Source organism: Luteibacter sp. 621 (assembly GCF_050435445.1).
Classification (GTDB): Bacteria; Pseudomonadota; Gammaproteobacteria; order Xanthomonadales; family Rhodanobacteraceae; genus Luteibacter.
Genome location: NZ_JBNDKI010000006.1, coordinates 1 through 26,906 on the forward strand (window position 1 = coordinate 1; position 26,906 = coordinate 26,906).

Consider the following 26,906-nt stretch of genomic DNA (forward strand, 5'->3'; position numbering starts at 1 on the left):
AGGGGGACGGCCATGGATGGCCGTTCCTTTTTGACGAGACACGGATGTCTCGTCGAAAAGCCCCTCACGGCGGCCGGTTCGCGGCCGTAGGCCAAATAGGTACATGGCCGCGTAGCGGCATCCTTATCGAACGCTGGAGACCTGTCTGAGCAGCGAGGGTGGGCACCGAGGGCTCTTCGCCCATACGTTCAAGTGTACAAAGCGATGGCAAAGCCGAGCCTCGCGAAGCCGCAGGCGAGCCTTCTCGAGAGCACGAAACACAAAAAGGCCGCGATCGCTCGCGGCCTTTTCGTGTTTCGTGCGGAGGGCTAGCTCAGCCGTTCAGCAAGGCCAGCAACTCCTCGCGGGTCACGTTGCGGGCTTCCGCATCCGTCCGTGCGCGGTACTCGAACGTGCCCGCCTCAAGGCCACGGCCACTCACCACCACGCGGTGCGGGATACCAATCAGCTCGATATCCGCAAACATCGAACCCGAGCGCAAGCCGCGATCATCCAGCACCGTATCGATGCCCGCTTCCGACAGCTCGCGATAAAGCGACTCCGCCGCCTCAGCCACCGCCGCATCATTCTTCGGGTTGATGATGCACACCGCCACGCGCCACGGCGCCATCGTATCCGTCCAGATCATGCCGTTGTCATCATGGCGCTGCTCGATCGCCGCCGCCACGATGCGGCTCACGCCCACGCCATAGCAGCCCATGTACATCGTGCTCATCTTGCCGTTGCTATCGAGCACGCTGGCGCCCATGGCCTCCGCGTACTTCTGGCCGAGCTGGAAGATGTGGCCCACTTCAATGCCGCGCGCCAGGCGCAGCGTGCCCTTGCCATCCGGCGAAGCATCGCCATCGACCACCTTGCGGATATCTTCCACTCGGGTGATACGCGCATCGCGCACCCAGTTGGCGCCTGTGTAGTGCGTGCCATCCTGGTTGCCACCACAGACAAAGTCGGCGAGCAGCGCGGCGCTGCGGTCCACGATGACCGGAATGCTGTCGGGCAGGCCCACCGGGCCGATGAAGCCGGGGCGGGTGCCGGTGGCGGCGAGGATCTGTTCCTCGCTTGCCAGTTCGGGTTCGTCGCCCAGCTCCGGCAGGTGCGACACCTTCACTTCGTTGATGTCGTGGTCGCCACGCAGGCACAGGGCGACCAGGCCCTCCACGCCGCGAACGAGGATCGTCTTGACGGTTTTGGTGGCCGGCACGCCCAGGAACGCGGTCACCTCATCGATGGTGCGCTGGGTGGGTGTATCGACGCGCTTGAGCTCCGCCGACGGGGCGGGGCGCTCGCCGGCCGGCGCCAGGGCTTCGGCCTTTTCGATATTGGCCGCATACGGCGAGGCATCCGAGAACGCGATGTGGTCTTCGCCCGAATCGGCCAGCACCTGGAACTCATGGCTGGCGCTGCCGCCGATGGCGCCGGTATCGGCATCCACCGCGCGGAACTCCAGGCCCAGGCGGGTGAAGATGCGCGAGTACGCGTCGTACATCACCTTGTAGGTTTCGCCGAGCGATTCCGGGGTGAGATGGAATGAGTACGCATCCTTCATGAGGAACTCGCGCGCACGCATCACGCCGAAGCGCGGGCGGATCTCGTCACGGAACTTGGTCTGGATCTGGAAGAAGTTGAGTGGCAGCTGCTTGTAGCTCTTCAGCTCGTTGCGCGCGAAGTCGGTGATGACTTCCTCGTGCGTCGGGCCGTAGCAGAACTCCTGCTCCTTGCGATCCTTCATCTTCAGGAGCTGGCCGCCGAACTTTTCCCAGCGGCCGGTCTCTTCCCACAGATCACGCGGCTGCACCGACGGCATCAGCATCTCGATGGCGCCAGCGCGCACCATTTCCTCGCGCACCACGGCCTCCACCTTGCGCAGCACGCGCAGGCCCAGCGGCGACCACGTGTAGAGGCCCGAGGCCAGCTTGCGGATCATGCCGGCGCGCAGCATGAGCTGCTGGCTGGCGATATCCGCATCGGCGGGAACTTCCTTGACGGTGGCGAGGTGGTACTGGCTGAGGCGCATCGGGCGGATATCGTCGGGGAAAAGCGGAATTATAGGGGGTTATGACTTGCAGTAGAGGGTCATCTGGGCCTGGGTGGTCTCCACCTGGCGCTGTCGGCCGGCCGCGTCGAGCTGCTGGGTGCCGCCCTTGCCGTCGTCCATGCTCACGACCGCTTCCTTCTGCAGCACCTCCATGTTCTTCCGGAGTGAGTCGCAGAGCTTGGCGCGGTTAGCCGGGTTGTCCGCCACCGGGCTGCCCGGGGGCGGGTTGCCAGCCGTGCTGGATTTCGCTGGTGCCGGCTGGGCCGGGGAGGGCGCGTTCACGCCGCCCGTCATCTTGATCTTCTCCACCTTGGCCGAGCTTTCCGGGGGCGGCGAATCCGAGTAGTGGGTAACGCCCTGGGCGTCCTTCCATTTATAGGCCTGGGCGAAGGCCAGCGGACAGACGGCGGCGAGCAGGAGAATGGCGATGCAGCGGCGCATGCGGCGGTACCCGGGCATAGATGAATGTGGGCGACACATCTATCACCCGCTTTCGGACCACGCAAGCGACTGCGTCCCGCTTTGTGCCGGGAATGCACCAACTGACGGTTTACAGCGGGTGGGCTAAACTGGAGGCCCAAGTGACGACTGAGCCGATGAGCGATCCGATCCAAGCCCGGGGGCCCCGCCATCGCGGTATCTACCTCCTGCCGAACCTGTTCACGACTGGCGCCATGTTCGCCGGCTTTTACGCGATCGTGTCCGCTTTCCACGGGGATTTCCGCACGGCCGCCCTCGCGGTGTTCGTGGCTGGCATCCTGGATGGCATGGATGGCCGCGTCGCGCGCCTGACCAATACCCAGAGCGAGTTCGGCGTCCAGTTCGATTCGCTTTCCGACCTGGTGAGCTTCGGTCTCGCCCCGGCCCTCGTGATGTACACCTGGTCGCTGTCATCGTTGGCCGAGTACGGCCGCACCTGGGGCAAGATCGGTTGGGCGGCGGCATTCATCTATGCGGTCTGCGCCGCCTTGCGCCTGGCGCGCTTCAATACCCAGGTGGGGGTGGCTGACAAACGCTACTTCCAGGGCCTGGCCAGCCCGGCTGCGGCGGCGCTGTGCATGTCGTTCGTCTGGACCATGACCAAGTTCGATATCACCGGCGCGGAGGTGGCGTTCTTCACCCTGCCGCTGGCGGTCATCGCGGGCCTGCTCATGGTCAGCAACGTGCGCTACTACAGTTTCAAGGCGTGGCCCAAGGGCGATCGCGTGCCGTTCATCTGGCTGATCGCCGCGGTGCTTATCGTCGTGCTGCTGTTTATCGATCCGGCACGCGTGCTGTTCGCCGGCACGGTGATCTACACCATCTCCGGCCCGGTGATGACCCTGTGGGGCCGCGCCGCCCATCGGCGCCGCGCGCGCCGCCACGCGCGGTCGGTGGAATAGGCCATGGCCGCCATCTCCTCCGAGCGCCGCGAACGCCTGCTCAAGGTCATGGGGGTTACCCCGTGGCGCTTGCGCGGTGCTGGCGTGGCAGTCGCGGCGGAGGTGCCCTATGCGGAAAACGATCCCGCGCCTGATGGCCGCGTGCCTTGCGTCGTCGTGTTGCCGGCTGGCGCGAGCGAGCGTGAACTCGAACTGGTTGGCCGTGCCTTGCGGGCGTTCGGGCCGGTCATGGGCCGCGCCGCGCGGCTCGAAGCGGGGGAACGTGGCCTTGGCCAGGTGCCGGTCGCCGCACATTACCTCGTGTTTGGTGAGGCACAGGCGCGCGCGCTGGGCCACGAATTGCCCGCCGCCGTCATGAGCGCCGCGCAGATCGTGCTCGTCGATCCGCCTTCGGCCCTGCTGGCCGATGCCGCCGCCAAACGGCGACTGTGGAACGGGCTGCGTGCCCTCGGCCGGTCGCTCGGCAGGGGCTAACGCCATGGTTGCCGTCGCTCGCCCCTCGACCGAAGTCCGTGCCATGCGCCGCGAAGATCTCGATGCGGTCGTTGCCATCGAGCACGCCTCGTACGAGTTCCCCTGGAGCGCGGGCATCTTCCGCGATTGCCTGCAGGCGGGGCACAACTGCTGGGTGATCGTGCACGACGGCGAGATTGCCGGCTACGGCATCCTTTCCGTGGCAGCGGGCGAAGCCCATGTGCTCAATGTCTGCATCGGCGATGCGCACCGCGGCCTTGGCTACGGCCGGCGCATGATGCGCCGCCTGGTGGACCTGGCCCGTTGGTACGGTGCGGAGCGCATCTTCCTCGAAGTGCGCCCCTCGAACCCCGTGGCTCATACGCTCTACGAATCCATGGGCTTCACCGAGATCGGCCGCCGCCCAGCCTACTACCCCGCGAAGAACGGCCGGGAAGAAGCGATCGTGATGGCGCTGGAGATGCACATCGCTGATTGAGTGGTGACGCGGCCCGGATCGCGCGCAAGCGCGCTCCTACAGGGCCGCCGCGCTTTTTGTAGGAGCGCGCTTGCGCGCGATGGGTCTGGCCTCATTCCCGCAGCAACGCCATCGGCGACGTCCGCAACACGCGGCGGGTACCAAACAAACCGATCAGCATCACCACGAAGGCAGCGACCGCCGCCGCGCCGAACAGCGGCCACAACGGCGGCACGAAATCCTCCAGGCGGAAGACCGCCTTGCCCAGCCAAAAGCCGGCGCCCGCGGCGCCTAGCCCGGCGGTGAGCCCAGCGACCAGGCCTAACAGTGCGAACTCACACGCCGCGGCAGCGCGAAGTTGCGTGCGCGTGGCGCCGAGCGTGCGCAGCAGGGCCGCCTCTTTCCTGCGCTCCTGGGCACTCGCCGCCAGCGCGGCGGTAAGCACCAGTGCGCCGGCAAGCAGGCTGAAGCCGAGCACCCAGCGCACGGCACCACCCACGCGGTCGACGATTTCACGCACGCGATCGAGCAGGGCATCCACATCGATCAGGCTGAGGTTGCCGTAGTCGCGTGACAGTTTCGAAAGCTGATCGCCGTGGCCGCGCGGCAGGTAGAAGCTGGTAAGCCACGTGTGCGGGATGTCTCCCGCATGCGCTGGATCGACCATCAGGAAGAAGTTCACCCGGAACGATGTCCAGTCCACCTTGCGCACGCTGGTCACCTTCGCATCGAGCGTGCCTTCGCCTACTTCGAAACGCAGCGTGTCACCAAGCTTGAGGTGAAAGCGATCGCGCCACGACGTGTCGACGGAAACCTCCGCACCCGCGGGCGATGCACCCGGCCACTGACCCGCGACGACCTCATTGGCGGGCGGCAGGTCGGCCGTCCACGACAGGCGCAGCTGGCGGTCGGCGGCATCGCGGGCTTCGTCATTTTCGAGAAACGGCAGCTTGTCCACCGGCGTGCCATTGATGGCGGTGAGCTTGCCCACGGCCAGCGGCATCATGTTGGTTTTGGTCGCACCGATCTGCTGCAACTGCTGCGCGAACGCATCGCGCTGGTCTTCCTGCAGGTTCAGCGCGAACCAGTTGGGCGTATCGGCAGGCAATTCGCGGCGCCACCCTTCGAGCAGGGAAGGTGCGATGACGGCGAGCAGCAGGAGCGCGCACAGGCCGAGCGACAAGGCCGTGGCCTGCACCAGCGAAAGGCCACGGCGGCGGGCGAGGGCCGCCAGGCCCAGGCGAAGCGCTGGGTGGGCGCCCGGCGCCACGCGCCGCGCGATGACCAGCAGCAGTGCGGCAAGCAGGGCGGCGATGGCGGCGACACCACCCAGGCTCACGGCCAGGATCCCGGCCAGCTTCGCCGAATCGCTTTGCAGCCAGAGCAGCCCAATCGCCGTGGCCAACGGTACGAGGTAAAGCACATCGAACCGGCGCAGGCGGCGCTGCATGGATTCACGGAACACGGCGACGGGCGGTACCTCGGCCAGGCGCACCAGCGGTGGCAGGGCGAAGCCCGCGAGCACGGCGAGCCCCATCGCGGCCGCGGCGAACGCCGGGGCCAGTGGCAGCGTGGTCGGGATGTTGTCGAACAGCTGGCGCGCGAAATACCAGGCGCCTTCGGTGAGGCCTAGCGCGATCACCACGCCCAGGGCGGCGGCAGGCAGTGCAAGGGCCGCAAGCGTCATGACCAGCAGCGATGCCACCTTGCGCCGGGGCGTGCCAAGCGCACGGAGCAACGCCACTTCGCCTGATTTGCGCCGCGCATAGCGTGCCGACGCCAGTGCGATCGCCACGCCTGAAAGCAGCGCCGACAGCAGGGCAGTGAGGCGCAGGAACGCGCTGGCGCGATCAAATGCGCTGCGCATGCGCTCCTGCATCTTTTCGGGGGTGATCAGGTCGGCTCCGGCGGGCAACGCACCTTCTTCGACGGTTGCACGCCAGCGCGCCACGGCCGCCGGGGGGCCCGACACGAGCAAGCGATGACGTGCACGGCTGCCTACCCCGAGCAGGCCAGCCGCATTGGCGTCATCGAGGTTCATGACAGCACGCGGTGCGAGGGCGAACAGTTCGCCGCCATCGGGTTGGCGCACCAGCTCGGCGGAGGCGACCAGGTCCTGCCCGCCGATCTGTACGCGCTGCCCGGGCTTGATGCCCAGCCCCACCATGGCGCGATGATCGAGGTAGACCTCGCCGCGCGGCGGCCCGTGAGCGACGCGGCTACGGCCATCGGCAGCGCTCACTTCCAGCGTGCCACGCAACGGGTAAGCCGCATCGCTGGCGAGGACATCCAGCAGCTGGCTGTGCTCACCCACGAAGGCCACGCTACGAAACTGGGCGCCGCGGGTCATTCCCAGGCCATCGGCGCGGGCCGAGGCAGCCATGGCATCGGGCAAGGGCGCCGGTGCGGATACGCCGACGTCGCCACCGATGAGTTCGGCGGCACTGGCCAGGATGCCGCGTTCAATACGCGTGGACAGCGTTGCCACGACGCCGAGTGCGACCACGGCCAGCACCAGCGATGCCGCCAGCGTGCGCAGCTCCACGAGGTGCCATTCGCGACGCAGCGTGCGCAGGGCAAGCCGGGTCACGTTCATGCGGGCACCCCAAGGCGCCCTTCGCGCAGCTCCGCCTGGCGGGCGCAGCGCGCGGCCAGGCGCGGGTCATGGGTTACCAGGATCAGCGTGGTCTGGTGCTGCTGGTTCATATCGAACAGCAGGTCGCCCACGTGTTCGCCGGTGTGCTGGTCCAGGTTGCCGGTGGGCTCATCGGCGAACAGGATGCGTGGGCGGTGCACGAACGCGCGGGCCAGGGCGACGCGCTGCTGCTCGCCACCGGAGAGCTGGGCCGGGTAGTGGCGCCGACGGGCCGCCAGGCCCACGGCATCCAGCGCGGCGTGCGCACGGTCGCGGGCGTTGTCGTCGCCCTCCAGTTCCAGCGGCAGCATAACGTTCTCTTCCGCGGTCAGGGCCGGCAGGAGATGGAACGACTGGAAGACGAATCCGACCAGGCGCCGGCGAACGGCGGCGCGGGCCTCCTCATCCATCGCATCCAGGGCCTGGCCATCCAGGCGGATCGTGCCGGCAGTGGGCACATCCAGGCCGGCCAGCAGGCCAAGCAGCGTGGTCTTGCCCGAGCCCGATGCGCCGACGATGGCAAAACTTTCGCCGGCGGTCACCGCCAGGTTCACGCCAGACAGGATATCCAGCTGGCCCTCCGGCCCGAAAACCGACTTGCTAACATCGGCCACTTCTAGAAGAACCCGGGAAGAATCGCTCATGCGTCGTAGCCTTGTCCTGTTGCTGCTTATGGTTTGCTGCGCCATCGCCCACGCGGCGGGCGCGCCGCGGAAGGTGCTGGTGCTCGGGGACTCGTTGTCGGCGGCGCACAACATACCGGTGGAGGCCGGCTGGGTGCGTCTGCTGGACGCGCGCACTTCGAACATGGCGGCGCCGTGGACAATGGTCAATGCCAGCATCAGCGGTGAAACCTCGCTGAGCGGCCGCAACCGCCTGCCGGGCCTATTAAGCCGGGAGAAGCCGGGCGTAGTGGTGATCGAACTGGGCGCGAACGATGGCCTGCAAGGCCTTCCGCTGGGCAAGCTGGCCGAGAACCTGGATGCGATGATTACTGCTGCCAAGGCAACGGGCGCAAAGGTGCTGTTGCTCGGCATCGAACTACCGGTGAACTACGGCCCGCAATATCGCGACGGGCTACGCAAGGTTTACGCCGATGCCGCGGCGAAGCACGGCGCGGCCCTGGTGCCCTTCCTCCTCGACGGCGTGGCGCTGGATCCTGCGCTGATGCAGGACGATGGCCTGCACCCCACGGCCAAGGGTGAACCGCGGGTAGCGGAGAATGTATGGAAAGCGCTTGCACCGATGCTCATGTAATCCACGAAACGTCGACGTTGTCCTACCCAGAATGAATGCTTGTTTTCGGTCTTCACGCTGTTCTCACCGGTCCGGCCGTTAACTCTTCACATTTGTGAATCACCGAAAGGAGAGTGGAGCGATGAGCAACCGCGACGAACAAGCTGGCCTGATCCTCCTCGTTGAGGACAACCGTCAGATCGCCGAAATGGTGGGCGAATTCCTTGAACGCCGGGGCTACTCCGTCGACTACGCGGCCGACGGCGTCAGTGGCCTGCACCTTGCGGTATCCAACAGTTACGACGTGATCGTGCTCGATCTCATGCTCCCGGGCATGGATGGCCTGGACGTGTGTCGCAAGCTGCGCAAGGACGGGAAGAAGTCCACCCCGGTCCTGATGCTGACCGCACGCGACACGCTGGAAGACAAGCTGGTGGGCCTGGAAGCGGGTGCCGACGATTACCTGGTCAAGCCGTTCGAAGTGCGCGAGCTGGAAGCCCGCCTGCGTGCCCTGATCCGCCGCGACCGCCGCCAGGTGTCGTCGGAAGTGCTCACCGTGGGCGACATGACCCTGGATACCGCCACGCTGCGCCTTACCCGCGGCGGCCAGGAGTTGACCGTTTCGCCGATCGGCCTGAAGCTGCTGGCCATCCTCATGCGCGAATCGCCGCGCGTGGTCAGCCGCCGCGATATCGAACGCGAGATCTGGGGCGATACGCTGCCTGATTCGGACACCCTGCGTTCGCACCTGTACAACCTGCGCCGCGTGATCGATAAGCCGTTCGATCGCCCGCTGCTGCACACCATCCACTCCGCGGGTTACCGCCTGGCTGACCTCGATTCCGAGGTTGCCGCCTCCCAGACGGCCTGACCGAAGGTGCGGGACCGGAAGTAATCGATGGAAGGCAGGACATCGCAGGGGGCAGGGCGAGGCTGGCGCGGATCATTCCGCGCCCGCATCGCCATCGTCTTTGGTTTGCAGATGCTGGTGGTGGTCATCGCTTCGTTGATGGCCGCCTATAACGTCGCGCCCCTGGGTGCGGCGCTGGCGATCATGCTCTGTTCGGGCGCACTGGCATGGCTGGCCGTGTCACGGGCGTGGTTGCCCATCGCCGCACTCGCTCGGCTGCTCAACGGCTGGGATCCCGACCACCCCGACATGGAAGGGCTGGCGGCGGAAGAAGGCAAGGGCAAGGGCAAGGATGGTGACGTGGCTTCGCTGGTGCGTGGCCTGCACGGGTTGGCGTCGCGTATCGAAGGCTTCGGCGAACGGGAACGCAACTTCACCCGTGATGCCAGCCATGAGCTGCGCAGCCCGCTCACCGTCATCAAAATGTCCTCCGATATGCTGGCCGACGAAACGGACCTGTCCGAATTCGGCCACCGTTCGCTCGAGCGCATCCGCCGCTCCACGCGGGAACTCGAATCGCTGGTGGAAGCCTTCCTCATCCTGTCGCGTGAGTCCGACCAGGGCCTTGCCGAGGAAGATTTCATCGTCAACAAGGTGCTACGCCAGGAAGTGGACTACGCGCGCGAACTCATCGCGGGTCGGCCGGTGGAGCTGATCCTGGATGAGCCGGCAGCGTTCGCGCTGCATGCCTCGCCGCGTGTATTCGCCGTGTTGTGTGGGCAGCTTATCCGCCACGCGCTGCAGCAGACCGACCAGGGCACGATCGTGGTCACGGTGATGCCTGGCAGCGTCAGTGTCATCAATCCCGCGGTGGATGCGCCGGAGCCGGGTACCCGAAGGCATGCGGCCGTCGACCGGCATGGCTTCGACCTGGCGATCGCGCGGCGGTTGTCGGATCGGTTCCAGTGGCCGCTCGAGTTGCGCGCGTTGCCTGGTGCATCGCGCGTTGCCAGCGTGCGCTTCCCGAACCCGCAGCCGATCGAGGCGTGAGCAACGCTACGCGGTAGGAGCGCGCTTGCGCGCGCTCGCGCGCAAGCGCGCTCCTACAGGTCACGGCACGAGTTTCGCGATACGCTCGGCGGTGAGTGCGCCGCTGAACGCCTTGCGCGAACCATCGGCGTGGATCACCAGGGTGCGCGGCGTCTCGCCACCCCAGGTGGGGTCGATCAGGAAATTCATCCGGTCCGGCGTTGCATCGGCGTAGGCCCGCGACGGCACATCGTCCAGCCTTGCCTGCTTCAGGCGTGCCTCAAGTGCTTCGCGTTCGCGCATCGGGTCGGTCGCGACATAGATGAGCGTGGTGTCCGGGTGCTGGCGCTGGTAGGTGCGGAGCGCGGCCAGGTTTTCCTCGCAGTACGCGCAATCGAGCGACCACAGGGCGAGAACCTTGCTGCCCTTGGCCGGCGGCGCGACAAGCGCCGGGACACTTGCCGAGTCGAGCGGCTGCGGCGCGGCAGCGAACGCCGGTGGCGCAAGCAAGATCGCCGCACCAAGCAGCAGCCGCCTCACTGCAACGCTTCCGTGGGCACCAGCCGGAACTGTCCGCCCGGGTTCCACGCCACGAAGGCGCGGTGATCGTGCAGCACGAACCGGGGCCAGCCCGAGGGGCCCGTGGTATGCGCGATGGCACGCGGCTCGCTGAATGTGATGCCGCCATCATTCGATTCGCGCAGCATCAGCTGCAGGCCGTTCGCCGACATCTGGTGCCAGGCGATCCACACGTGCTTGCCATCCACAGCGAGGTCGGCGTGCGAGGCGCCGTTGCCCGCCACGGTGAACGCATGCACCGGCGGTTTCCCCGGCTGGAGCTGACCGTAAGTGATCTCCGGCTTGCCATCAACGGCGCTGAACCACACTGCGTGGCGCGTGCCGGCCGTATCGATGGCCAGCGAAGGGCCATGGTGCGGGCAGCCCTCGATATGCCATTGCGTAAACGTCGCCCTCGAGACGGCAGGCGTTCCGCCCACCGGTAACGTCGCGAAGGCGTGGTCGCGGATGTTGTCGCCATAGATGGCGCGGAAGAAGGCGTCGATGCGGCCATCGGGCGCGCGCGCGAGTGCGATGCGGCAGCACTCGCAGCTCTGGTCGGTGATCTTCTGCTCGGGCGCGAACGTCGCACCGCGGTCCGTGGACCAGCTGTAATAGGTTGCCGCGCCAAGGTATGGTTTATGCGCCTTCGTCGCTGCCTCGAGATCGCGCTTGTCGATCCACGCAACGATGAGGTTGCCCTTGCCATCCACCGCGAGCGAATCGAAGCGGTGGGTGATCTCCGCCCGGTCGGCATGCACCGTTTTCGGCGCATCAAAATGGGTGCCGCCATCGAGCGAGCGCGAGAACCGCACGAATCCGGTCCACGGGGCCTTGCGTGGTTGCGACCAGGTCACGTACAGCTCGCCCTTCGGGCCCAGTGCAATCTTCGGCCGGTTCTCGCCCTCGGCGTAGATCGGCTCACCCGTGGGGTTCACGATGGTGGAGAGGGCGAAGTCGCGGCCCATGTCATCCGAACGCCGGACGCGGACATGCTCGCCCACGGTATCGACGACCCAGAGGTGACCCGCGTCGTCGATGGTGGCGTCGAATCCAAGCGGGGCTTCGTTACCCATCGCGGCCATGTCGTGGGCGTGCGCGGCAGGGCCAAGCACCAGGAGCAGGAGCATCGCGCGCAAGCGCGCTCCTACAGGGGGGCGCGCAGCGCGCTTGCGCGCGATCGCTTCTCGCATGGTGTTCATCAGATCTCGTCCGGCCGCTCGCGCACGGGATGCTTGCTCAGTTTGCGCTGCAATGTGCGGCGGTGCATGCCGAGGCGGCGGGCCGTCTCGGAGATGTTGCCTTCGCACTCCGTGAGCACACGCTGGATGTGTTCCCACTCCAGGCGGCGCAGCGGCAGGGGGGCGTCCGGGGCGTCGACGAGGTCATCGCCTTCGGCGGGGCCGGCGTCACCATCGAGCAGCGCGCGTACCACGGCGTCGGCATCGACCGGTTTAGCGAGGTAATCGTGGGCGCCACGCTTGATCGCTTCCACGGCCGTAGCGATCGAGGCATAGCCGGTGAGCAGCAGTACGCGGATATCCGGTACGAGCGATTGCAGCTCCGGAATCAGGCGCAGGCCATTCTCGTCACCCAGCTTCAGGTCGAGCACGCAGTAGCGCGGCTGGTGCCGGCGGGTCAGCGCGCGAGCGTCGTCGGCGTTATCGGTGGTGATGACCTCGAAGCCACGCGAGCTCAGGGCGCGGCCGAGCACGCGCGCGAACGTGGGATCGTCATCGACGATGAGCAGGGGACGGCCGCCGGGCGGGACAAGTTCGTTCATGTATGGTCTCCAATGACCGAAAGGGGCAGGCGCAGGCGCATCTGCGCGCCATGCCCGGTATTGCTGGCGGCCAGTTCGCCATCGAGGCGTTCGGCGGTCGCTTCCGCCAGGGCAAGGCCAATGCCCAGGCCCGTCGCCTTCTGCGACAGGCCTAGCGTACCCAGTTCATCCACCTCATCGAAGCCCGGGCCTTCATCGGTCACGGTGAGCACCAGCCAGGGGCCTTCTACGCGGATATCGAAACCGACGAACGCGCTGCCATTGAGCGAGGAGGCATCGACGGCGTTGTTGAGCAGATTGATCAGGGCATGGCGCAAGCCCGCTGGCGAGCGCAGGGCAAGGCGTTCCGCGCCCGGCTCCACGCTCAGCGCTACATCGGCTTCGGGGCGCAACAACTGGAAGCGCTCCATGCACACATGGATGAACTGACCGACCGAGAGCCGCTCGGGCTCCTGCGATAGCTGCGCCTGGCCGAACGCCACCATCTCGCGAAGGATCGTCCGGCAGCGCTCCACCTGGCCCTCGAGCAGGTCCAGGTCGTCGCCCAGCGCGTTATCACCGGCGTGCTCGCGGCGAATCTCCGGCAGCAGCGTTCGCATGGTGGAGAGCGGGGTGTTCAGTTCGTGCGCGGCACCCGCGGCCTGGGTGGCGATGGCAAGGATGCCTTCATCGCGCAGCGCACGTTCGCGTACGCGGTTCACTTCATCCTGCTGCACGCGGATCGCCTTGGCCAGGTTGCTGATGAACACGCCCAGCAGGATGGCCATGATGACGAAGTTCACGCCAAGGCCGGCCACGTACAGGTCGAAATCGAGGCTCTTGTTGCCCAGGGTGGGCAGCGGCAGGTGGTAAGGCACCAGCAGCACGTACGCCACGCCCGTCAGGATCGAAACCAGCGCGACGCCCACGATGGAGAGCGCGGCCGCGGAAAGTGCGATGGGCACCAGCAGCAGGGTGACGAACGGGTTGGACGCACCGCCCGTGAAATAGAGCAGGTAGCCGAGCACCAGCGTATCGAAGGCGATGTGCACGATCGCCTCGCCCTCGCTGATCTTCCATGGCATGCCAAGGCGGAACGAGGCAGCGGCGGCGAATACCGCCAGCACGCACACACCGATCATCAGCGGCAGCAGCGGCACATCGAGCTTGAGCAGGGTGACGCAGGAGAGGATCGCGACGCTCTGGCCGGCGATGGCGCACAGGCGCAGCCAGGCAAGGGTGCGTGCCAGGACAAACGGACCGGAGCGTGAAGAGGGGCTGTGTAGGTGGTCGCTCATGGTCTCTTAAAGCGAAGGGCCGCCCCGGGTGGGGCGGCCCTTGCCGCGTTACAGGTCTTCGTTATGAACCGGCGGTACCGGCTGGACATCGGCCAGCGCATGATCAAGCGAGAGCTTGCGCATGAGCGGCAGCATGGCCACGGCCAGCACCGTGCAGCCGATGCCGACGAAACCCAGCTTGTTGAACAGGCTGGTGTAGATCGGCAGGGATTGCAGCGGATCGTTGATGTCGCTGGGGATCGCGGCGTAGTTCGCCACCACGCTACCCAGGTACTGGGAGACGCCGACAGCCACATAGTAGGCGCCCATCATGAAGCCGCCCATGCGTGCCGGCACGTAGCGGGCGATCATGGCCAGGCCCAGGCCGCTCACCAGGATCTCGCCCAGTGAGTACAGGCCGTAGCCCCAGACCATGTACCAGGACGAGATCTTGCCATCCACGGCGGTGTGGGCGCCCAGGCCGTACATGAAGAAGCCCGCGGCCACGGCGACGAAACCCAGGGCGAACTTGGCGGCGACCGGGAAATCCTTACCGTGCTTGCCCAGTGTGTTGTACATCCAGACAAGGATCGGCGAGAGGATCACGATCCAGATCGCGTTGAGCGACTGAAACTGCTCGGGGATCCAGCGAAAGATTTCGAAGCCGAAGATACCGAACGACAGATCAACGTTGCGCTGGGCGAACAGGTTCAGCGAGGTCGACATCTGCTGGTAGAAGATGAAGAAGAAGATCGTCTGGATGGTGAGCACCAGCGCGGCGATCAGGCCAGCGCGCTCGCTCCGCTCGACCGAGCGGATGAGGTGCGCAAAGATGAACAGGATCAGCACGCCAGCGGCATAAACGCACATCTTGGCGATGGTCTGGTTCTGCAGGATGAGGGCCGAAACACCGATGATGAGGAGGCCGCCGACGATCACGCCGAGGACGTTCTTCATCGGCGGACGGGTTTCGTCCGGCACCGAACCGATGTGCGCCAGGGTGTGGCGCATGAAGAAGTAATTGACCAGGCCAAGGATCAGGCCAATAGAGCAGACACCGAACGCGGTGTGCCAGCCCAGCGCATCACCGTAATGTTCACCCACGTAATCACGGATCCACGGGGTGAGCAGCATCGATATCGTCGAGCCGACGTTCACCGCCATGTAGTAGATGGTGAACGCGCTATCGATCTTGACCGCATCGCCTTCATAGATCTTGCGTACGAGGTTGCCGGCATTCGGCTTGAACAGGCCGTTGCCAAGGACGATCACGCCCAGGGCGACATACAGGAAGATGGCGTTATCGGTGGGCACCCACAGCAGGGCATAGCCGATCATCAACACGACGGCACCGCTGAGCATCGTGCGGCGCGTACCGAGGAATTTATCGCCGATCCAGCCGCCGATGGCGGGGGTGGCGTAGATCAGGGCTGCGGCAGCACCCCAGACCAGGTTGGAGTCGCTTTCGGCGAAGCCAAGCTTCTTGACCATGTAGGTGACCATCAGCACCTGCATGCCGTAGAAGCCGAAGCGCTCCCACATTTCGATTAGAAAGACCGTGCTGAACGACTTGGTCTGTGAAACGGGCGGATTCTGGATTGCCATTTAAATTCCGGACACATTGGAAACAGCGAACGGCCACGAATGGCCGTTCCCGTTGCCATGACCCTGAACGGGGCCACAACCGTTCAAGCGTAATACAAATGGTCCGCCGGGTTGTGCTGCAGCGCCAGAGGGGCGCGGCGATACGCCACAAGGGCCCCGGGGGCCGTAAGCTCGTGCGAAGGCCGCCTGTGGCATCATAGGGGGCCAACCCGAACCCTCCGGCCGCCGAGTCCCATGCCGCAGCGCACCTACCATCTCACCGTCCCGGCTACCCGCCCGGCCGCCCTGCGGCAGGCCTGACGCCATGGCATCGAACGTCCGTCGCGGTCCGCGCGAGATTTACGCGGCTTTCCAGTGGTCCATGAAGGGCCTGAAAGCCTGCTACCAGTACGAAGCCTCGTTCCGGGCGGAGCTTTCCCTGGCGATCGTGGTCATCCCCCTGGGCCTCTGGCTGGGGCAGGGTGGGGTCGAAAAGATCATCCTCATCACCTTCCCGGTGCTGGTCCTGGCGGCCGAGCTGCTCAACTCCGCGATCGAGGCGATCGTGGACAAGGTCAGCCCGGAGTTCCACGAACTGGCTGGCCGGGCCAAGGACATGGGCTCCGCGGCGGTGTTCCTGCTCATGCTCATGGTCGGCATCAGCTGGGCCCTGATCCTGATTCCCCGGTATTTCTGAAGCCGGTTAGTCGCCCGGCCTGAACGGCGCCGGGCGCGGGGGCGCATACGCCCAAAGGCACAATCCGCTGGCGCGTGGTTTGGGGTAAGTTGTGCTCCGCACACCCAAGGAAACCGCTGCCATGAAGACACTCCTCCGTACCTTTGCCCTCGTCGTGTTCGCCGGCATCCTGTCCGGCTGTGGTTACAACTCGATCCAGCGCGAGGACGAGGCCGTCAAGGCCGCCTGGTCCGAGGTGCTCAACCAGTACCAGCGCCGCGCCGACCTGGTGCCTAACCTGGTCAACACGGTGAAGGGCTACGCGCAGCACGAAGAGCGCGTGCTCACCGAAGTCACCGCCGCCCGCGCCAAGGTGGGCCAGGTGCAACTCTCGCCGGAGCAGGCGAACGATCCGGAAGCCCTGGCCAAGTTCCAGGCTGCCCAGGGCCAGCTCTCCGGCGCGCTCTCGCGCCTGCTCGTGGTCAGCGAGAACTACCCCCAGCTGAAGGCTGACGGTTCGTTCCGCGACTTGCAGGCGCAGCTTGAAGGCACGGAAAACCGCATTACCGTCGCCCGCAAGCGCTATGTCGATGCCGTGCAGTCGTACAACACGCTGATCCGCTCATTCCCGAACAACCTCACCGCCAAGGTCATGGGTTACCAGGTGAAGCCGAACTTCAGCGTCGAGAACGAAAAGGCCATCTCCACGGCGCCTACGGTCGATTTCAATAGCACCCCGGCACCGGCGGCCTCGGCCGCGCACTGATGCGCCGGTTCGCGGCACGGCTGCTGCTCGCCTTCGCGCTGCTGGTGCCGCCCCTGGCGGCACTGGCCGATGATGCGGCGGCCGTTCCCAAGCTCACCCGGCACGTCACCGACCTGACCGGCACGCTCACCGCCGATCAGGTGAACCAGCTGGATGCCCGGTTGGTTGAACTGGAAAAGGCCAAGGGCGCCCAGGTCGTGGTGCTCATGGTGCCCACCACGCAACCCGACGACCTCGAGAGCTACTCGCTCAATGTGGCCGAGACCAACAAGGTGGGCCGCAAGGGCACCGACGATGGCGTGCTCTTGCTTCTGGCCAAAAACGATCGTCGCGTGCGCATCGAAGTGGGCTACGGCCTGGAAGGCGCGCTGCCCGATGCCATCGCCTCGCGCATCATCCGCGAATACATGGCGCCCAAGCTGCGTGTCAACGATTACTACGGCGGTATCACGGAAGCCCTCAACGCGATCACGCAGATTGTGCAGGGCGAAACGCTGCCTCCCCCTGTAAACCCGGATGACGGCCATGAGCGCCGCGGCAACGGCGGCGGGCACTTCCTGATCCCGCTCTTGTTCGGCGTGCTGTTCCTGCGCGGCGTGCTTGGCCGCGCGCCCCTCGGCGTGCGTGCGCCCATTGGCGGCCTCATTGCCGGCGGCCTCGGCTGGCTGCTACTCAACTCCCTGTTCTTCGGCGTGCTCGGCCTCGTCGGCGGCGCGCTGCTCATGGCCATCCCCATGGGCGCCGGCCGCTCCATTGGTGGCGGCGGATGGGGTGGTTGGGGCGGTTTCGGCGGTGGTGGTGGCTTCGGCGGTGGCGGCGGGTTTGGCGGTGGCGGTGGTGGTGGCTTCAGCGGCGGCGGTGGCAGCTTTGGTGGCGGCGGTTCGTCGGGGAGCTGGTGATGGATATGCAACGCATCTCGGCCAACCTCTTTGGCGCCTGGTTCCAGATCGGCCGGCAGTTTCCCAAGGAAGCACTCGACGCGATTGCGGCCGGCGTGGCCGCGGGTGAAAAGACCCATCGCGGCGAGCTGCGTGTCGCTGTGGAATCGCGGCTACCGTTTGCTGCGGTGACCGATGGCGTCACCGCGCGCGATCGCGCGGCGGAGCTGTTTGCCCATCTGCGTGTGTGGGATACGGAAGACAACTGTGGCGTACTTCTTTATGTACTGCTCGCGGAACACCGCATCGAAATCGTCGCCGATCGCGGCATCGCGCGGAAGGTGTCGGCGGCCGAGTGGGAAGCGATCACGGCACACATGCGCGATGAGTTCGCCAAGGGGCATTTCCGCGAGGCCGTGCTCACCGGCGTGAACGAGGCGGGTGCGTTGCTGGCGCGGCACTTCCCGGCCGATGGCACGCCCCGAACGAACGAACTGCCGGATCAGCCGCTTCTGCTCTGACGCAGGAGCATGAAAAAGGTTCTTCGCGTATTTCCGGGGCATTTTTTGCGTCGGGCATCGTTATCGGTTCATTCGCTGACGCGAATGCATGTCTCATGCGGCTTCCTCAACCCGGCAAGCCGGAGGCCGCGTAAGCCGCTGGAAGCATGCATTCGCAAAGCGAATGAACCGCCTCAAAGAGCCGGCTGCGCCAGCGGCCCCGGACATGCGCGATGAACCAAAAAAAGGGCCGCCCAGATGGGCGGCCCTTTCTGTGTCCAGCTTGCGATGAATTACAGGCTGAAGTCGTACTGGACCATCAGGCGCAGGTAACGCGGCGTCTGGTAGTACGTCGGCACGCGGTACGTCGTGCTGTAGTAGTTCGTATCCGAACCGTTCTCGCCGATCTCGTTGATCGCGGTCTTCTTGTCGTTGTTGAACAGGTTGATCACGTCCAGCTGCACCGTCACGCCCTTGGCAAAAGCCGGGGTGTAGACGACGTTCGGGCTGATCGACCAGTTCCACGGCAGGCGCTTGGCCGTACCACGCGGCGAGATCTTGCCATCGCAGTAGAAGAACTCCGAGTTGTAGCTCGGGATGCCGCCCACGGTCTCGTCGCCGCCGCCGAAGCAGCTGGTCGGACGACCGGACTCAAGCAGGCCATTCACGCCAACCTGCCATTCCGGGGTGATGCGCCAGCCGCCGTACACCTTGAAGCTGTGGCGACGATCGTTCGGCAGGTAGCCGGTCGCGCCGACCATCAGTTCCGGGTAATCGAACGCGCTGGTGGTGCCGGTATCGTCCTGGCCGTTATCCGACTTCACCAGGCCTTCCGTGTTGCCACGGTTCTTCGACCAGGTGTACGACGCATTGACGTACCAGTTATCGGTGGCCTTCTCAGCCGACAGGGTGACGGCTTCGTAGGTGCGCTTGGCCTTCTCGCCGAACGCCTTGCCCGGGATCGAGACCTGGCGAAGCTGGCCGCTGCCGTCCAGATCGACGTCAACCGTGACCTTGCTGCCCGGGTTGTAGATGAAGCAGCCCGGCATCGAGGACGGCGGGGTGAACTGGTCGCCGTTGGCGTCCATGTCCAGGCCGATCGACTTGCCGTAAGCGTAGAACGGACGCCAGTCGCAGGTATCGTCGATAGCGTTGTTGAGCTTGCGGTAGGTTGCCTTGGCGCCGACCACCCAGTCGTTCAGGAAGTCGTTATCGCTGGTGATGCGGTGCTGGATACCCAGGATGAACTCATCCTGCGAGTACGGCTTCAGGTCCTTCGTGGCGACCGAGCGCGGATCCGGGGTGGAACCGTTCTCGCCGTTCACGATCGACTTGTCGGTCAGCGGGGCGCCGAGGGTCGGCACGCCGGTCACCGGATCGATGGCGGAGTACGAGAAGTTCTGGATCGTGTAGTACGACGCCGTGGCGGCGCGCAGGGCGACGTTCGCGGCGATCGGCAGCGAGTAGCGGCCGGCGGTACCGAAGATCTTGGTGCTCGAATCGCCGAACACGTCGTACGAGAAGCCCAGGCGCGGCTGCCAGATGTTGCCCTGGCGCACGAAGTTCTGCGCAGCACCGTTCTGGTTGTTGAACGAGTCGTTGCGCACGCCGATGTAGGCGAGGAACTTGTCGGTCACCTGCCAGTTGTCCTGCAGGTACCAGGACTTCTGGTCGATCGCGACCGAACCACCGGTGCGGTAGTTGTACTCGGAGACGTAATCCTGGCCTGCCGCATTCGTGCGGTAGTAGTACAGGGCGCCGCCGGCGTAGCTCTGGCCGGAATCGGATTTCCACTTCTCGCGCGAGAAACCGCCCGACAGGTCGTGGTCGCCCACCTTCCAGTCGAGGTCGACGCGGTAAGCGGTACGCTGGTCTTCACCGTTGAAGCGATCGATGGTGCTGGCGAGGTAGCACGAGTGGACCGGATCGGTCAGGCCGCTCTGCGTGCTGCTGCGACGATCGATCACGTACGGGCAACCCTGGTTCGGGCTGTTGATGTTGCCGTCGTACTTGGTGACGGTGCCATCGGCCGAGGTGTAGTCCGAGGAGTTCTTGGACTTCATCTTGCCCCACTGCGCGGTGGCAGTCAGGTCATCGGTGATGTAGCTGGTGTACTTGAACACGTTCACCGCACCGCCCGTCTTGACGTGGCGGTCACCCAGGTAATCGGTGGTGGACGGCTTGCCGTCAGCGCCGATTTCCGAGTTGTAGTACTGGTTGGTCGTGTGCTTGGTGTTGTTCATCCCCGTCCATTCGAGGATGTTCGAGTCATTGATGTTCCAGTCCATCTTGATGAGATAGAACGGATCACTGTACTCGTTACGCTGCGCCGGAGCCGAAGAGGTCGCGCCCGGGTAGGCGGTCTCGGTTTCCTTGTGCGACTGGAAAATGCCGTAGAAGAACAGCTTGTCCTTGATCAGCGCGCCGCCCAGCCAGGCCGAGTACACGTTGTCGTTGTCGCTGTTCTTCTGGTAGGTGCGGTACAGGGTACCGTCCTTGGTGTAGGTGGTCGGCTGCTGCTCGCGGCCCCATGCCGGGGTGTAAACCCACGATGCGCCACCCTTCCACTCATTGGTGCCACGCTTGGTGATCACCGAGGTCACGCCGCCGGTCGAGAAGCCGTACTGCGCGCCGTAGCCACCAGTCTGCACATCGAGCTGCTGGATGGCCTGGAACGGCACTTCCGAGAACGACAGGTTGTTGTACAGGTTGGTAACGTTGAAGCCGTTGACGTAGTAGCTGTTCTCGGCGACCGAGGCCCCACCGAACGACGGCAGGTTGCCGAACGCGGAGTCACCCTTGACGGTACCCGGGGTCAGTGCGGCGACGTCGACGACGTTGCGCGGCACCGGCAGCTTGTCGAGCTTGTCGGCAGTGAAGCTGGTGCGCGACTCGACCGATGCCACGTCGATGGCGGAGAGCGCGTTGGCCGACACGGTCACGGTGTCGAGGGCCTGCGCGCTGGTGCTGCCGCCGTTGGCGGAAGCGAAGTTCAGCTGCGCCGACTGGCCGGCGACGACGTTGATGTCACGGGTCGAAACGGTCGCGCCGTTCTCGATCACGTTCACGCGGTAGCTGCCGATCGGCAGCGACGAGGCGCGGTAATGGCCGTCTGCATCGGCGGTGACGGTGCGCGCAGCGCCCGAGCCGAGGTTCTGGATCTGGATGGTCTGCGAGGCCGAGGCCGTGCCGTAGATGTCGCCAACGGTGCTCTGCGCGAAGGCCGTGCCGGCCAGCAGGCAGGCGCCGAGCGCGGAAACGAGCGCAGTGCGCTTCAACACGCGAGAGCGCGTGAGCAGGGTGGTGCTTGTCATGAGGTCAAAAACTCCCTGGCCCTGCATTTTCAGCAAGGCTGAACAGCTTGTAGTAGCGCCGTGGGACGGCACTCGGTTGTGGGTGTGTGAGGTAAACGGCGTGGGGACACCGACGTCGCGCCCACCTCAGGGCGAATGGCGACGTAACACGAACATAACGCCGTCGTCATGCGACTGCAAGCATTTGCGGCATTTCGTGCACAAACAAGCGGATATCGCGCGTTGCTGCGACGGGGCGCAAGATGAGAGTGGTTCTCAGGTAGCAGCTCCACCGCTGCGTAGGCTTTTCGCGCGCAAGCGCGCTCCTACAGGGCTGCGCGGCTAATTTGCAGGAGCGCGCTTGCGCGCGATCCACGCACTCAGAACCGCTGCTGATACCCGATGTAGAAATACCGGTCGATATCGAACGCAGGGTTATACGGCGGGCTGCCGCCACCCGCGCTGGCCACGTTGTAGTAGAACGGCCCCTTGCGCGCGAACACGTTGTTGATGCCCACGCGTACGTTGCCGTTCCACGGCGTGGTCCAGCGGAATTGCAGATCGTTGAATGCCACGCCGCCCTTGCGGCTCACGCCGGTGACGCCGCTGATTACGTTCAACGTATCCGGCTGGTTGCATTCCACCGTCGTCGACCAGCACGAATCCTTCAGGCCCGAGTAGTAACGCACGGTCCATGTCGCGCCAAAGTGCTTCCAGCCCCAGTCGAGCGAAAGGTTGGAGCGCACGCGGTACAGGCCCTGTACCCCGTTCATGTAGCCGGCGAGCTGGCGTGGTTCCGCGCTGGCACTGCTGCGCTGCGTATAGTCCTTCAGGTAGGTGCTATCGGATAGCACCGTGAATTCGCCGAAACGCGTCTGCGGGAAGCGGTAGTGCATGCCGAGGTCGTAGCCTTCGGTACGCAGCGAGCCCAGGTTGACCAGGCTCTCATCCAGCGAGGTGATGCGACCATCTGCCGCACGCGTAAAGCGCCCGCAATACGTCGGGTCATTGCGGACATAGCAGAAATTGAGGATGTCGCCCGCGAGGATCGGCGTGATGACGTCGCGGATATCGACCTTGTAGTAATCCAGCGTTACATCGAGCCCGTCCATGTACATGGGGCTGTAGACCAGGCCCAGGGTACGCGTGATCGACGATTCTGGCTTCAGGTGCGGGTTGGCGCCCGTGCGGAACGCGGATGGGTTCTGGCCGCCGGTATTCGAAGTGATCTGCGCGCCCGATTGATCGACCTGGCGATAATTCGCCGGCACCCCGGCGGCCGCGCAGCGCGAGCGCACGGCGGCATCGGTGGCCGAGGCGCCAAAGGCGCTGTCGCACGGATCCAGGAAGCTTTCGAAGCTTTCGGCGGAGCCGCCGTAGAGGTCGGACACGGTGGGCGCGCGGAAGCCCTGCGCATAGGTGCCACGCAGCAGCAGGTCATCCAGCGGCTTCCAGCGGAAGCTGTATTTGTTGTTGGTGCGGCCGCCAAACGCGGTGTAGTGCGAATAGCGGGAAGAGGCGTTCACCGCGAGTTCCTGCGCGAAAGGCAGGTCGGCCAGCAGGGGCACATCGAACTCGAGATAGGCTTCGTTCGCGATGTAACCGCCGCGGGTCGGATCGCTCGCCAACTGCGTCGTCAGCCCTGCGGAATCCGCCGGATCGGGTTCGTAGCGCCCATCTTCCCGCCGATGTTCGAGGCCGCCGGCTACGCGCAAGGTGCCTGCAGGCAAATCGACGATGCCGCCGGTGAGGTTGGCGATGACATCGTTGGTGCGGGTGGTTTCGTGCGCGGTGGTGGTTGAGGATACGTAGCGCCACACCGAATCGGGCGTGCCACCCGGGCCGGCCAGGATATTCCAGGGCACGCAGCCCGCCGCGCGGTCGGCGGCATCGGCACAGGCCACCTGTCCATCAATCGTGGTCGTGGCGCCCAGTGCCTTGCGTGCATTCACCAGGTTGATATTGCCGCTGGTGGTGCGGCTGGCGCGATCTTCGGAGTAGGCGTAGGTAACATCCCAGCTCCACGTGTGGTCGCCCCACAGGAACGTGCCCTCCAGGCCGGTATCGGCGTGGAACACCTTCGATTTGGCCCAGGTCATGCGTGGCACTTCCACCGTGCGGCGGAAGAACGACGTGTCGTAGCCGGGGAACGGGTTGTAGGCGTTGGCCGGATCGATATCCAGCCCTTCAGCCCGGCCGGTGGCGCTTTGCAAAGGATAGCCCGCCGCCTGGCTGCGCGTATCGCGCACACCGTAGTTGGCCATGCCGCGCCACGTGATGTCGTCGGTGAGGTTGTAGCGCCCGGTGGCGAACAGGTTGCGCAGCTTGCTGCCCGCGCGGAAGGTCATGTCGCGCTGGGTGTTGTACTTGTCGGCAGTGCTGTCGACATCGTACGGGTGATAGTTCGCCAGGCTGGCGGTATCGGTGGCGCCGTGGTTGATCACGTAGCGGTTTGGCACCCAGCTGCCATCGGCCGCGTAGCTGCCTGCACCCGCCGTGCCCGCAGCGCGCGGATCCACCACGCCACCGTAAGCGCCCATGTTGTAGCCATCCAGCGGGTGGCGTGGGCCATAGGCCGTGCTGGTCAGTGCGCGCTTGTCGTCGTCCAGCGAATCGCCATCTTCGTAGCTGGCGCCCAGGATGATCGATGAGCGCTCGGTGCTGCGGCCCCAGGTGAAGTTGCCATTCTTCTGGGCGCCGTCACCTTTTCCGTTCACGCCGTACAGCACATCGGCCGATGCGCCTTCGAAGCGATCGGTGGTGATGATGTTCACCACCCCACCAATCGCATCGGAGCCATAAATCGAGGAGGCGCCGTCTTTCAGGACTTCAATGCGCTCGACGATGGATACGGGAATGGTGGAGAGATCGGTAAGGCCGCCCAGGCTGGTGGTCCAGCGGCGGCCATTCACCAGCACCAGGGTGCGCACCGCACCCAGGTTGCGCAGGTTGGCGTAGCGGCCGCCTGCATCGTTACTGGATGAAAGGGTGTCCTGCGGGGTGACTTCGGGTGTGCCGGCTGAGGGCATGCGGGCCACGATATCGCCCAGGCTGGTAAGGCCCGTGGCGCGGATGGCCGCACGGTCCATGGTGAAGACGGGCTGGGCGGTTTCGACATCGATACCGCGGATGCGCGAGCCGGTGACGGTCACGTTGACCGGGGCCAGCATTTCAGCGGGCGAGCTGGCGTCCTGCGCCAGCAGGGGGCCGGGCGCAAGGCAGCCGAGCAGGGCGACGGCAAGCACCGCCCGCCGCGCCGCGACGTGGCGCTTCTGCCCACTACTGACGACCATACCCCGACAACCTCCCGATCCCCGCCAGGCACCACCCGGGCCCAGCGATCACGCGAACATAACGCTTGCGGGCGCAAGGGGCAACCGCCAGGGGTCACGGCGGTTGCCCACGCCCGGTCAGGGTGCCGCCGCTTTTGCTCCTGCGCCATCGCCGATATTACGGTCCAGGAAGGCAGCGAGCTTGTTGTAGAGCTCCTCCACATTCTCCGGCTTGACGAAGCCGTGCTTCTCCCCGGACTTGGTCAGCGTCTCGTATGGCTTGTGCGCCGTATCCAGGGCTGCCTTCATCGCCTTGAACTGGGCGAACGGGGCGCGCTCGTCGTCCTCGCCATGCACCAGCATGATCGGCAGGTTCAGCTTCTCGGCCATGCGGTCGGGCGAGTTCGCCACGAGCACGGCCTGGTCGGTACCCAGGGTCATCTGCAGTTCGCTGGTAAGGCTCTTCGATTCGGCGATATCGCCTTTCTCGTACATCATGGGCAGGTCGTAGATGCCCGCGTAACCCACCGCGCACTTGAACATGCCCGGGGCCTTGATCGGCGCCATCAGTGCGGAATAGCCACCGAAGCTGGCGCCGAACACGCACACGCGGTTCGGATCGGCGTAGTGCTCGCTGATCGCCCATTTGACGCTGTCGATCAAGTCATCCTGGAGCAGGGTGCCCCACTTTTTGAAGCCGGCCTGGATGAATTCCTGGCCGCGGCCACTGGAGCCGCGGAAATTCACCTGCAGCACCAGATAACCACGGCTGGCCAGGAACTGGGCATCCTCGTCGTAGGCCCACGAATCCTTTTCCTGGAACGGGCCGCCGTGCGGCAGTAGCACCATCGGCAGGTTCGTTTCGGGCTTGCCCTTCGGGAAGGTCAGGATCGCCTCGATCTCCTGCCCATCGCTGGCCTTGAAGCGCAGCGGGCGGCGCTCGGCCATCTTCGCCGGATCGATCCAGGGCTGCACGGTGAACAGCGCGCTCACCTTGTAGGTCTTGGTGTTGATCAGCATGACGCGGCCCGGATCCCGGTCGCTCCAGATGGCAAACATCAGTTCGCTGCCATCCTCGCTATACGAAATGAAGTTGAGCCCGTAGCCGGGAAACTTCTGCGAGATAGCCATGTGCAGCTTGGCAGTCGGATCCTGCGGGTCCACATAGGTAACCGTCGGCAGGCCCGTTTCAGCGCGGGTGGCAAACGGGCGGAAGGGGGCGGCCGTCCACAGTCCGTTCGAGCTCACCTGGCTGAACGCATCCTTCCGGATGATGCGGGCGTTGCCTCCGTTAGGATCCTGCTCGGCCAGTGCGCCGCCGACGCCATCAGGGCTGTACTCGGCGTAGATGCGGTTGCCACCGGCCGCCTGGGCGATGGGGGTGAACCGTGAAAAGTCGCGGTCCAGGCTCATCTTCTTCCAACCGCCACCCGCATCGCGCTGGAACACGGCCCAGTGGTGCTCCTTGTCCACGCCAAACGTGTAAAGCGGCGTTCCCTGGGGATCGAGCATGAAGCTCATCTGGCCAATGCCGATATCGGCTACCTGCCGGCGTGAACTGCTCTGGGCATCCACGTCGTAGAGCGTGCTGCGGTCGCGGTCGCTCCACGAGGTGGTGCGCATGTAGAAGTGGCCATTGGCCTGCGGTGGGCGCCCTTCGATTTCGGCATAACCCTGGTCAAGGGCGCGCGTCCCCGCGCGCTTGCCCACGGCTTCGGAACCGTAAAGGTAATCCGGGTTCTTGCCATCGATATCGATAGCCATCAGTTCGCCGGTGAACGTTTCGCGCCCGATCGAGCCATCCTTCTTGCCACGCGCTACCACCAGGCGGGTGTTGCTCGCCCAGATGACGTCGTGCGGCATTTCATAAGGCGGCATCCGGATCAGCGAGATCGGCTTGCTCATGTCGCTGGTGTTGAATATGGCCACGCCGTGGGTCTTGCCGTCCGGGTCGTGGAAAGACACCGATACATGCAGGCCGTCCGGCGAGAGATGCGGGTCGGTGATCGGCGAGTGCCGCGCGAAATCCGCAGTCGGGATCAGGTCGGCCGCCAGGGCCGCGGCCGGGCACGCAGCCAGGCAAAGCGCGGCCAGCAACGGCCGAGCGAGGCGAATCGTCATCTAGGTTCTCCCCTTGAAGCATCCTTGTCCGCCATCCCCCCGGATGGCAGTCCGGTTGGCTCTATAGCTCAGTTGCGGCGTCTTCACAAGGCGGCGTGCCGCAAGCGGGGGCGGTACACTT

22 protein-coding genes are annotated in these 26,906 nt (G+C 65.3%); 10 read left to right on the top strand and 12 right to left on the bottom strand.

Going from position 1 to position 26,906, the window contains the following annotated elements:
• Positions 1 to 313: 313 nt before the first annotated feature.
• Together ABIE56_RS08515 and ABIE56_RS08520 are read right to left on the bottom strand one after the other, a co-directional pair.
• Positions 314 to 2,014 (bottom strand): proline--tRNA ligase, encoded by a 1,701-nt coding sequence (locus tag ABIE56_RS08515; RefSeq protein ID WP_429243380.1) that lies wholly within the window; start codon positions 2,012 to 2,014, stop codon positions 314 to 316.
• 39 nt (positions 2,015 to 2,053) lie between these two features.
• Positions 2,054 to 2,476: a DUF4124 domain-containing protein gene (locus tag ABIE56_RS08520; protein WP_429243381.1), complete on the bottom strand. Its 423-nt coding sequence runs from the start codon at positions 2,474 to 2,476 to the stop codon at positions 2,054 to 2,056.
• Positions 2,477 to 2,631: 155 nt separating this feature from the next.
• On the opposite strand from ABIE56_RS08520, the gene pssA reads away from it, so the two are divergent.
• From pssA to rimI, 3 genes are read left to right on the top strand one after another with little or no spacing between them, the layout of a single operon-like run.
• Positions 2,632 to 3,417, top strand: a complete 786-nt coding sequence (gene pssA / locus ABIE56_RS08525; protein ID WP_429243382.1) for a CDP-diacylglycerol--serine O-phosphatidyltransferase — start codon at positions 2,632 to 2,634, stop codon at positions 3,415 to 3,417.
• Positions 3,418 to 3,420: 3 nt separating this feature from the next.
• On the top strand, positions 3,421 to 3,891 hold the full coding sequence (locus ABIE56_RS08530; RefSeq protein ID WP_429243383.1) for a hypothetical protein: 471 nt from the start codon (positions 3,421 to 3,423) through the stop codon (positions 3,889 to 3,891).
• Positions 3,892 to 3,895: 4 nt separating this feature from the next.
• Positions 3,896 to 4,369: a ribosomal protein S18-alanine N-acetyltransferase gene (rimI, locus tag ABIE56_RS08535; protein WP_429243384.1), complete on the top strand. Its 474-nt coding sequence runs from the start codon at positions 3,896 to 3,898 to the stop codon at positions 4,367 to 4,369.
• A 91-nt stretch (positions 4,370 to 4,460) separates the two neighbouring features.
• Here rimI and ABIE56_RS08540 read toward each other — a convergent pair whose 3' ends face one another.
• Positions 4,461 to 6,944 carry an ABC transporter permease gene (locus tag ABIE56_RS08540; protein WP_429243385.1) on the bottom strand — a complete coding sequence of 828 codons (2,484 nt, stop codon included), beginning with the start codon at positions 6,942 to 6,944 and terminating at the stop codon, positions 4,461 to 4,463.
• On the bottom strand, positions 6,941 to 7,627 hold the full coding sequence (locus ABIE56_RS08545) for an ABC transporter ATP-binding protein (protein WP_429243386.1): 687 nt from the start codon (positions 7,625 to 7,627) through the stop codon (positions 6,941 to 6,943). Before ABIE56_RS08545 ends, ABIE56_RS08540 begins: the two co-directional genes overlap by 4 nt.
• Here ABIE56_RS08545 and ABIE56_RS08550 point away from each other — a divergent pair.
• The 3 genes from ABIE56_RS08550 to ABIE56_RS08560 all read left to right on the top strand — a co-directional run bounded on the left by ABIE56_RS08550 (position 7,626) and on the right by ABIE56_RS08560 (position 10,119).
• Positions 7,626 to 8,240, top strand: coding sequence for an arylesterase (locus tag ABIE56_RS08550; RefSeq protein ID WP_429243387.1), 615 nt, complete (start codon positions 7,626 to 7,628; stop codon positions 8,238 to 8,240). The two genes, ABIE56_RS08545 and ABIE56_RS08550, sit on opposite strands and share 2 nt — an antisense overlap.
• Positions 8,241 to 8,361: 121 nt before the next feature.
• Positions 8,362 to 9,090 (top strand): response regulator transcription factor, encoded by a 729-nt coding sequence (locus ABIE56_RS08555; RefSeq protein WP_045831332.1) that lies wholly within the window; start codon positions 8,362 to 8,364, stop codon positions 9,088 to 9,090.
• Between the two features lie 27 nt (positions 9,091 to 9,117).
• Complete coding sequence (locus tag ABIE56_RS08560) at positions 9,118 to 10,119, top strand: sensor histidine kinase (protein ID WP_429243388.1); 1,002 nt, start codon at positions 9,118 to 9,120, stop codon at positions 10,117 to 10,119.
• 60 nt (positions 10,120 to 10,179) lie between these two features.
• Here ABIE56_RS08560 and ABIE56_RS08565 read toward each other — a convergent pair whose 3' ends face one another.
• The 5 genes from ABIE56_RS08565 to ABIE56_RS08585 all read right to left on the bottom strand — a co-directional run bounded on the left by ABIE56_RS08565 (position 10,180) and on the right by ABIE56_RS08585 (position 15,300).
• The gene (locus ABIE56_RS08565) at positions 10,180 to 10,638 is read right to left on the bottom strand and encodes a TlpA family protein disulfide reductase (RefSeq protein WP_429243389.1); all 459 of its coding nucleotides are present in this window, start codon (positions 10,636 to 10,638) and stop codon (positions 10,180 to 10,182) included.
• Entirely contained in the window at positions 10,635 to 11,786 is a 1,152-nt protein-coding gene (locus tag ABIE56_RS08570) for a sialidase family protein (RefSeq protein ID WP_429243565.1), read from the bottom strand. The genes ABIE56_RS08565 and ABIE56_RS08570 overlap by 4 nt, the downstream gene beginning before the upstream one ends.
• A 71-nt stretch (positions 11,787 to 11,857) precedes the next feature.
• On the bottom strand, positions 11,858 to 12,439 hold the full coding sequence (locus ABIE56_RS08575) for a response regulator transcription factor (protein WP_429243390.1): 582 nt from the start codon (positions 12,437 to 12,439) through the stop codon (positions 11,858 to 11,860).
• Positions 12,436 to 13,716 carry an ATP-binding protein gene (locus ABIE56_RS08580; protein ID WP_429243391.1) on the bottom strand — a complete coding sequence of 427 codons (1,281 nt, stop codon included), beginning with the start codon at positions 13,714 to 13,716 and terminating at the stop codon, positions 12,436 to 12,438. Before ABIE56_RS08580 ends, ABIE56_RS08575 begins: the two co-directional genes overlap by 4 nt.
• Positions 13,717 to 13,764: 48 nt before the next feature.
• The gene (locus ABIE56_RS08585) at positions 13,765 to 15,300 is read right to left on the bottom strand and encodes a peptide MFS transporter (protein ID WP_429243392.1); all 1,536 of its coding nucleotides are present in this window, start codon (positions 15,298 to 15,300) and stop codon (positions 13,765 to 13,767) included.
• Positions 15,301 to 15,604: 304 nt separating this feature from the next.
• Here ABIE56_RS08585 and ABIE56_RS08590 point away from each other — a divergent pair, with 304 nt between their 5' ends.
• From ABIE56_RS08590 to ABIE56_RS08605, 4 genes are all read left to right on the top strand, one after another.
• Positions 15,605 to 15,976, top strand: coding sequence for a diacylglycerol kinase (locus ABIE56_RS08590; RefSeq protein ID WP_247428672.1), 372 nt, complete (start codon positions 15,605 to 15,607; stop codon positions 15,974 to 15,976).
• Between the two features lie 121 nt (positions 15,977 to 16,097).
• The gene (locus ABIE56_RS08595; RefSeq protein WP_429243393.1) at positions 16,098 to 16,721 is read left to right on the top strand and encodes a LemA family protein; all 624 of its coding nucleotides are present in this window, start codon (positions 16,098 to 16,100) and stop codon (positions 16,719 to 16,721) included.
• Positions 16,721 to 17,620, top strand: a complete 900-nt coding sequence (locus tag ABIE56_RS08600; RefSeq protein ID WP_429243394.1) for a TPM domain-containing protein — start codon at positions 16,721 to 16,723, stop codon at positions 17,618 to 17,620. The genes ABIE56_RS08595 and ABIE56_RS08600 overlap by 1 nt, the downstream gene beginning before the upstream one ends.
• Positions 17,620 to 18,120 (top strand): TPM domain-containing protein, encoded by a 501-nt coding sequence (locus tag ABIE56_RS08605; protein ID WP_429243395.1) that lies wholly within the window; start codon positions 17,620 to 17,622, stop codon positions 18,118 to 18,120. The genes ABIE56_RS08600 and ABIE56_RS08605 overlap by 1 nt, the downstream gene beginning before the upstream one ends.
• 272 nt (positions 18,121 to 18,392) lie before the next feature.
• On the opposite strand, the gene ABIE56_RS08610 is transcribed toward ABIE56_RS08605, so the two are convergent.
• From ABIE56_RS08610 to ABIE56_RS08620, 3 genes are all read right to left on the bottom strand, one after another.
• A complete protein-coding gene (locus ABIE56_RS08610) occupies positions 18,393 to 21,413 on the bottom strand; it encodes a TonB-dependent receptor (RefSeq protein WP_429243396.1) in 3,021 nt (1,006 codons plus the stop codon).
• Between the two features lie 359 nt (positions 21,414 to 21,772).
• Positions 21,773 to 24,685: a TonB-dependent receptor domain-containing protein gene (locus ABIE56_RS08615; RefSeq protein ID WP_429243397.1), complete on the bottom strand. Its 2,913-nt coding sequence runs from the start codon at positions 24,683 to 24,685 to the stop codon at positions 21,773 to 21,775.
• Positions 24,686 to 24,802: 117 nt separating this feature from the next.
• A complete protein-coding gene (locus ABIE56_RS08620; RefSeq protein ID WP_429243398.1) occupies positions 24,803 to 26,785 on the bottom strand; it encodes an alpha/beta hydrolase family protein in 1,983 nt (660 codons plus the stop codon).
• Positions 26,786 to 26,906 lie beyond the last annotated feature (121 nt).

Excerpts from the sequence above, each read along its gene's own strand:
- ABIE56_RS08515 (WP_429243380.1), bottom strand. The coding sequence starts at position 2,014 with ATGCGCCTCAGCCAGTACCACCTCGCCACCGTCAAGGAAGTTCCCGCC.
- ABIE56_RS08520 (WP_429243381.1), bottom strand. The coding sequence starts at position 2,476 with ATGCGCCGCTGCATCGCCATTCTCCTGCTCGCCGCCGTCTGTCCGCTG.
- pssA (WP_429243382.1), top strand. The coding sequence starts at position 2,632 with ATGAGCGATCCGATCCAAGCCCGGGGGCCCCGCCATCGCGGTATCTAC.
- ABIE56_RS08530 (WP_429243383.1), top strand. The coding sequence starts at position 3,421 with ATGGCCGCCATCTCCTCCGAGCGCCGCGAACGCCTGCTCAAGGTCATG.
- rimI (WP_429243384.1), top strand. The coding sequence starts at position 3,896 with ATGGTTGCCGTCGCTCGCCCCTCGACCGAAGTCCGTGCCATGCGCCGC.
- ABIE56_RS08540 (WP_429243385.1), bottom strand. The coding sequence starts at position 6,944 with ATGAACGTGACCCGGCTTGCCCTGCGCACGCTGCGTCGCGAATGGCAC.
- ABIE56_RS08550 (WP_429243387.1), top strand. The coding sequence starts at position 7,626 with ATGCGTCGTAGCCTTGTCCTGTTGCTGCTTATGGTTTGCTGCGCCATC.
- ABIE56_RS08545 (WP_429243386.1), bottom strand. The coding sequence starts at position 7,627 with ATGAGCGATTCTTCCCGGGTTCTTCTAGAAGTGGCCGATGTTAGCAAG.
- ABIE56_RS08555 (WP_045831332.1), top strand. The coding sequence starts at position 8,362 with ATGAGCAACCGCGACGAACAAGCTGGCCTGATCCTCCTCGTTGAGGAC.
- ABIE56_RS08560 (WP_429243388.1), top strand. The coding sequence starts at position 9,118 with ATGGAAGGCAGGACATCGCAGGGGGCAGGGCGAGGCTGGCGCGGATCA.
- ABIE56_RS08570 (WP_429243565.1), bottom strand. The coding sequence starts at position 11,786 with ATGCTCCTGCTCCTGGTGCTTGGCCCTGCCGCGCACGCCCACGACATG.
- ABIE56_RS08575 (WP_429243390.1), bottom strand. The coding sequence starts at position 12,439 with ATGAACGAACTTGTCCCGCCCGGCGGCCGTCCCCTGCTCATCGTCGAT.
- ABIE56_RS08580 (WP_429243391.1), bottom strand. The coding sequence starts at position 13,716 with ATGAGCGACCACCTACACAGCCCCTCTTCACGCTCCGGTCCGTTTGTC.
- ABIE56_RS08585 (WP_429243392.1), bottom strand. The coding sequence starts at position 15,300 with ATGGCAATCCAGAATCCGCCCGTTTCACAGACCAAGTCGTTCAGCACG.
- ABIE56_RS08590 (WP_247428672.1), top strand. The coding sequence starts at position 15,605 with ATGGCATCGAACGTCCGTCGCGGTCCGCGCGAGATTTACGCGGCTTTC.
- ABIE56_RS08595 (WP_429243393.1), top strand. The coding sequence starts at position 16,098 with ATGAAGACACTCCTCCGTACCTTTGCCCTCGTCGTGTTCGCCGGCATC.
- ABIE56_RS08600 (WP_429243394.1), top strand. The coding sequence starts at position 16,721 with ATGCGCCGGTTCGCGGCACGGCTGCTGCTCGCCTTCGCGCTGCTGGTG.
- ABIE56_RS08605 (WP_429243395.1), top strand. The coding sequence starts at position 17,620 with ATGGATATGCAACGCATCTCGGCCAACCTCTTTGGCGCCTGGTTCCAG.
- ABIE56_RS08610 (WP_429243396.1), bottom strand. The coding sequence starts at position 21,413 with ATGACAAGCACCACCCTGCTCACGCGCTCTCGCGTGTTGAAGCGCACT.
- ABIE56_RS08615 (WP_429243397.1), bottom strand. The coding sequence starts at position 24,685 with ATGGTCGTCAGTAGTGGGCAGAAGCGCCACGTCGCGGCGCGGCGGGCG.
- ABIE56_RS08620 (WP_429243398.1), bottom strand. The coding sequence starts at position 26,785 with ATGACGATTCGCCTCGCTCGGCCGTTGCTGGCCGCGCTTTGCCTGGCT.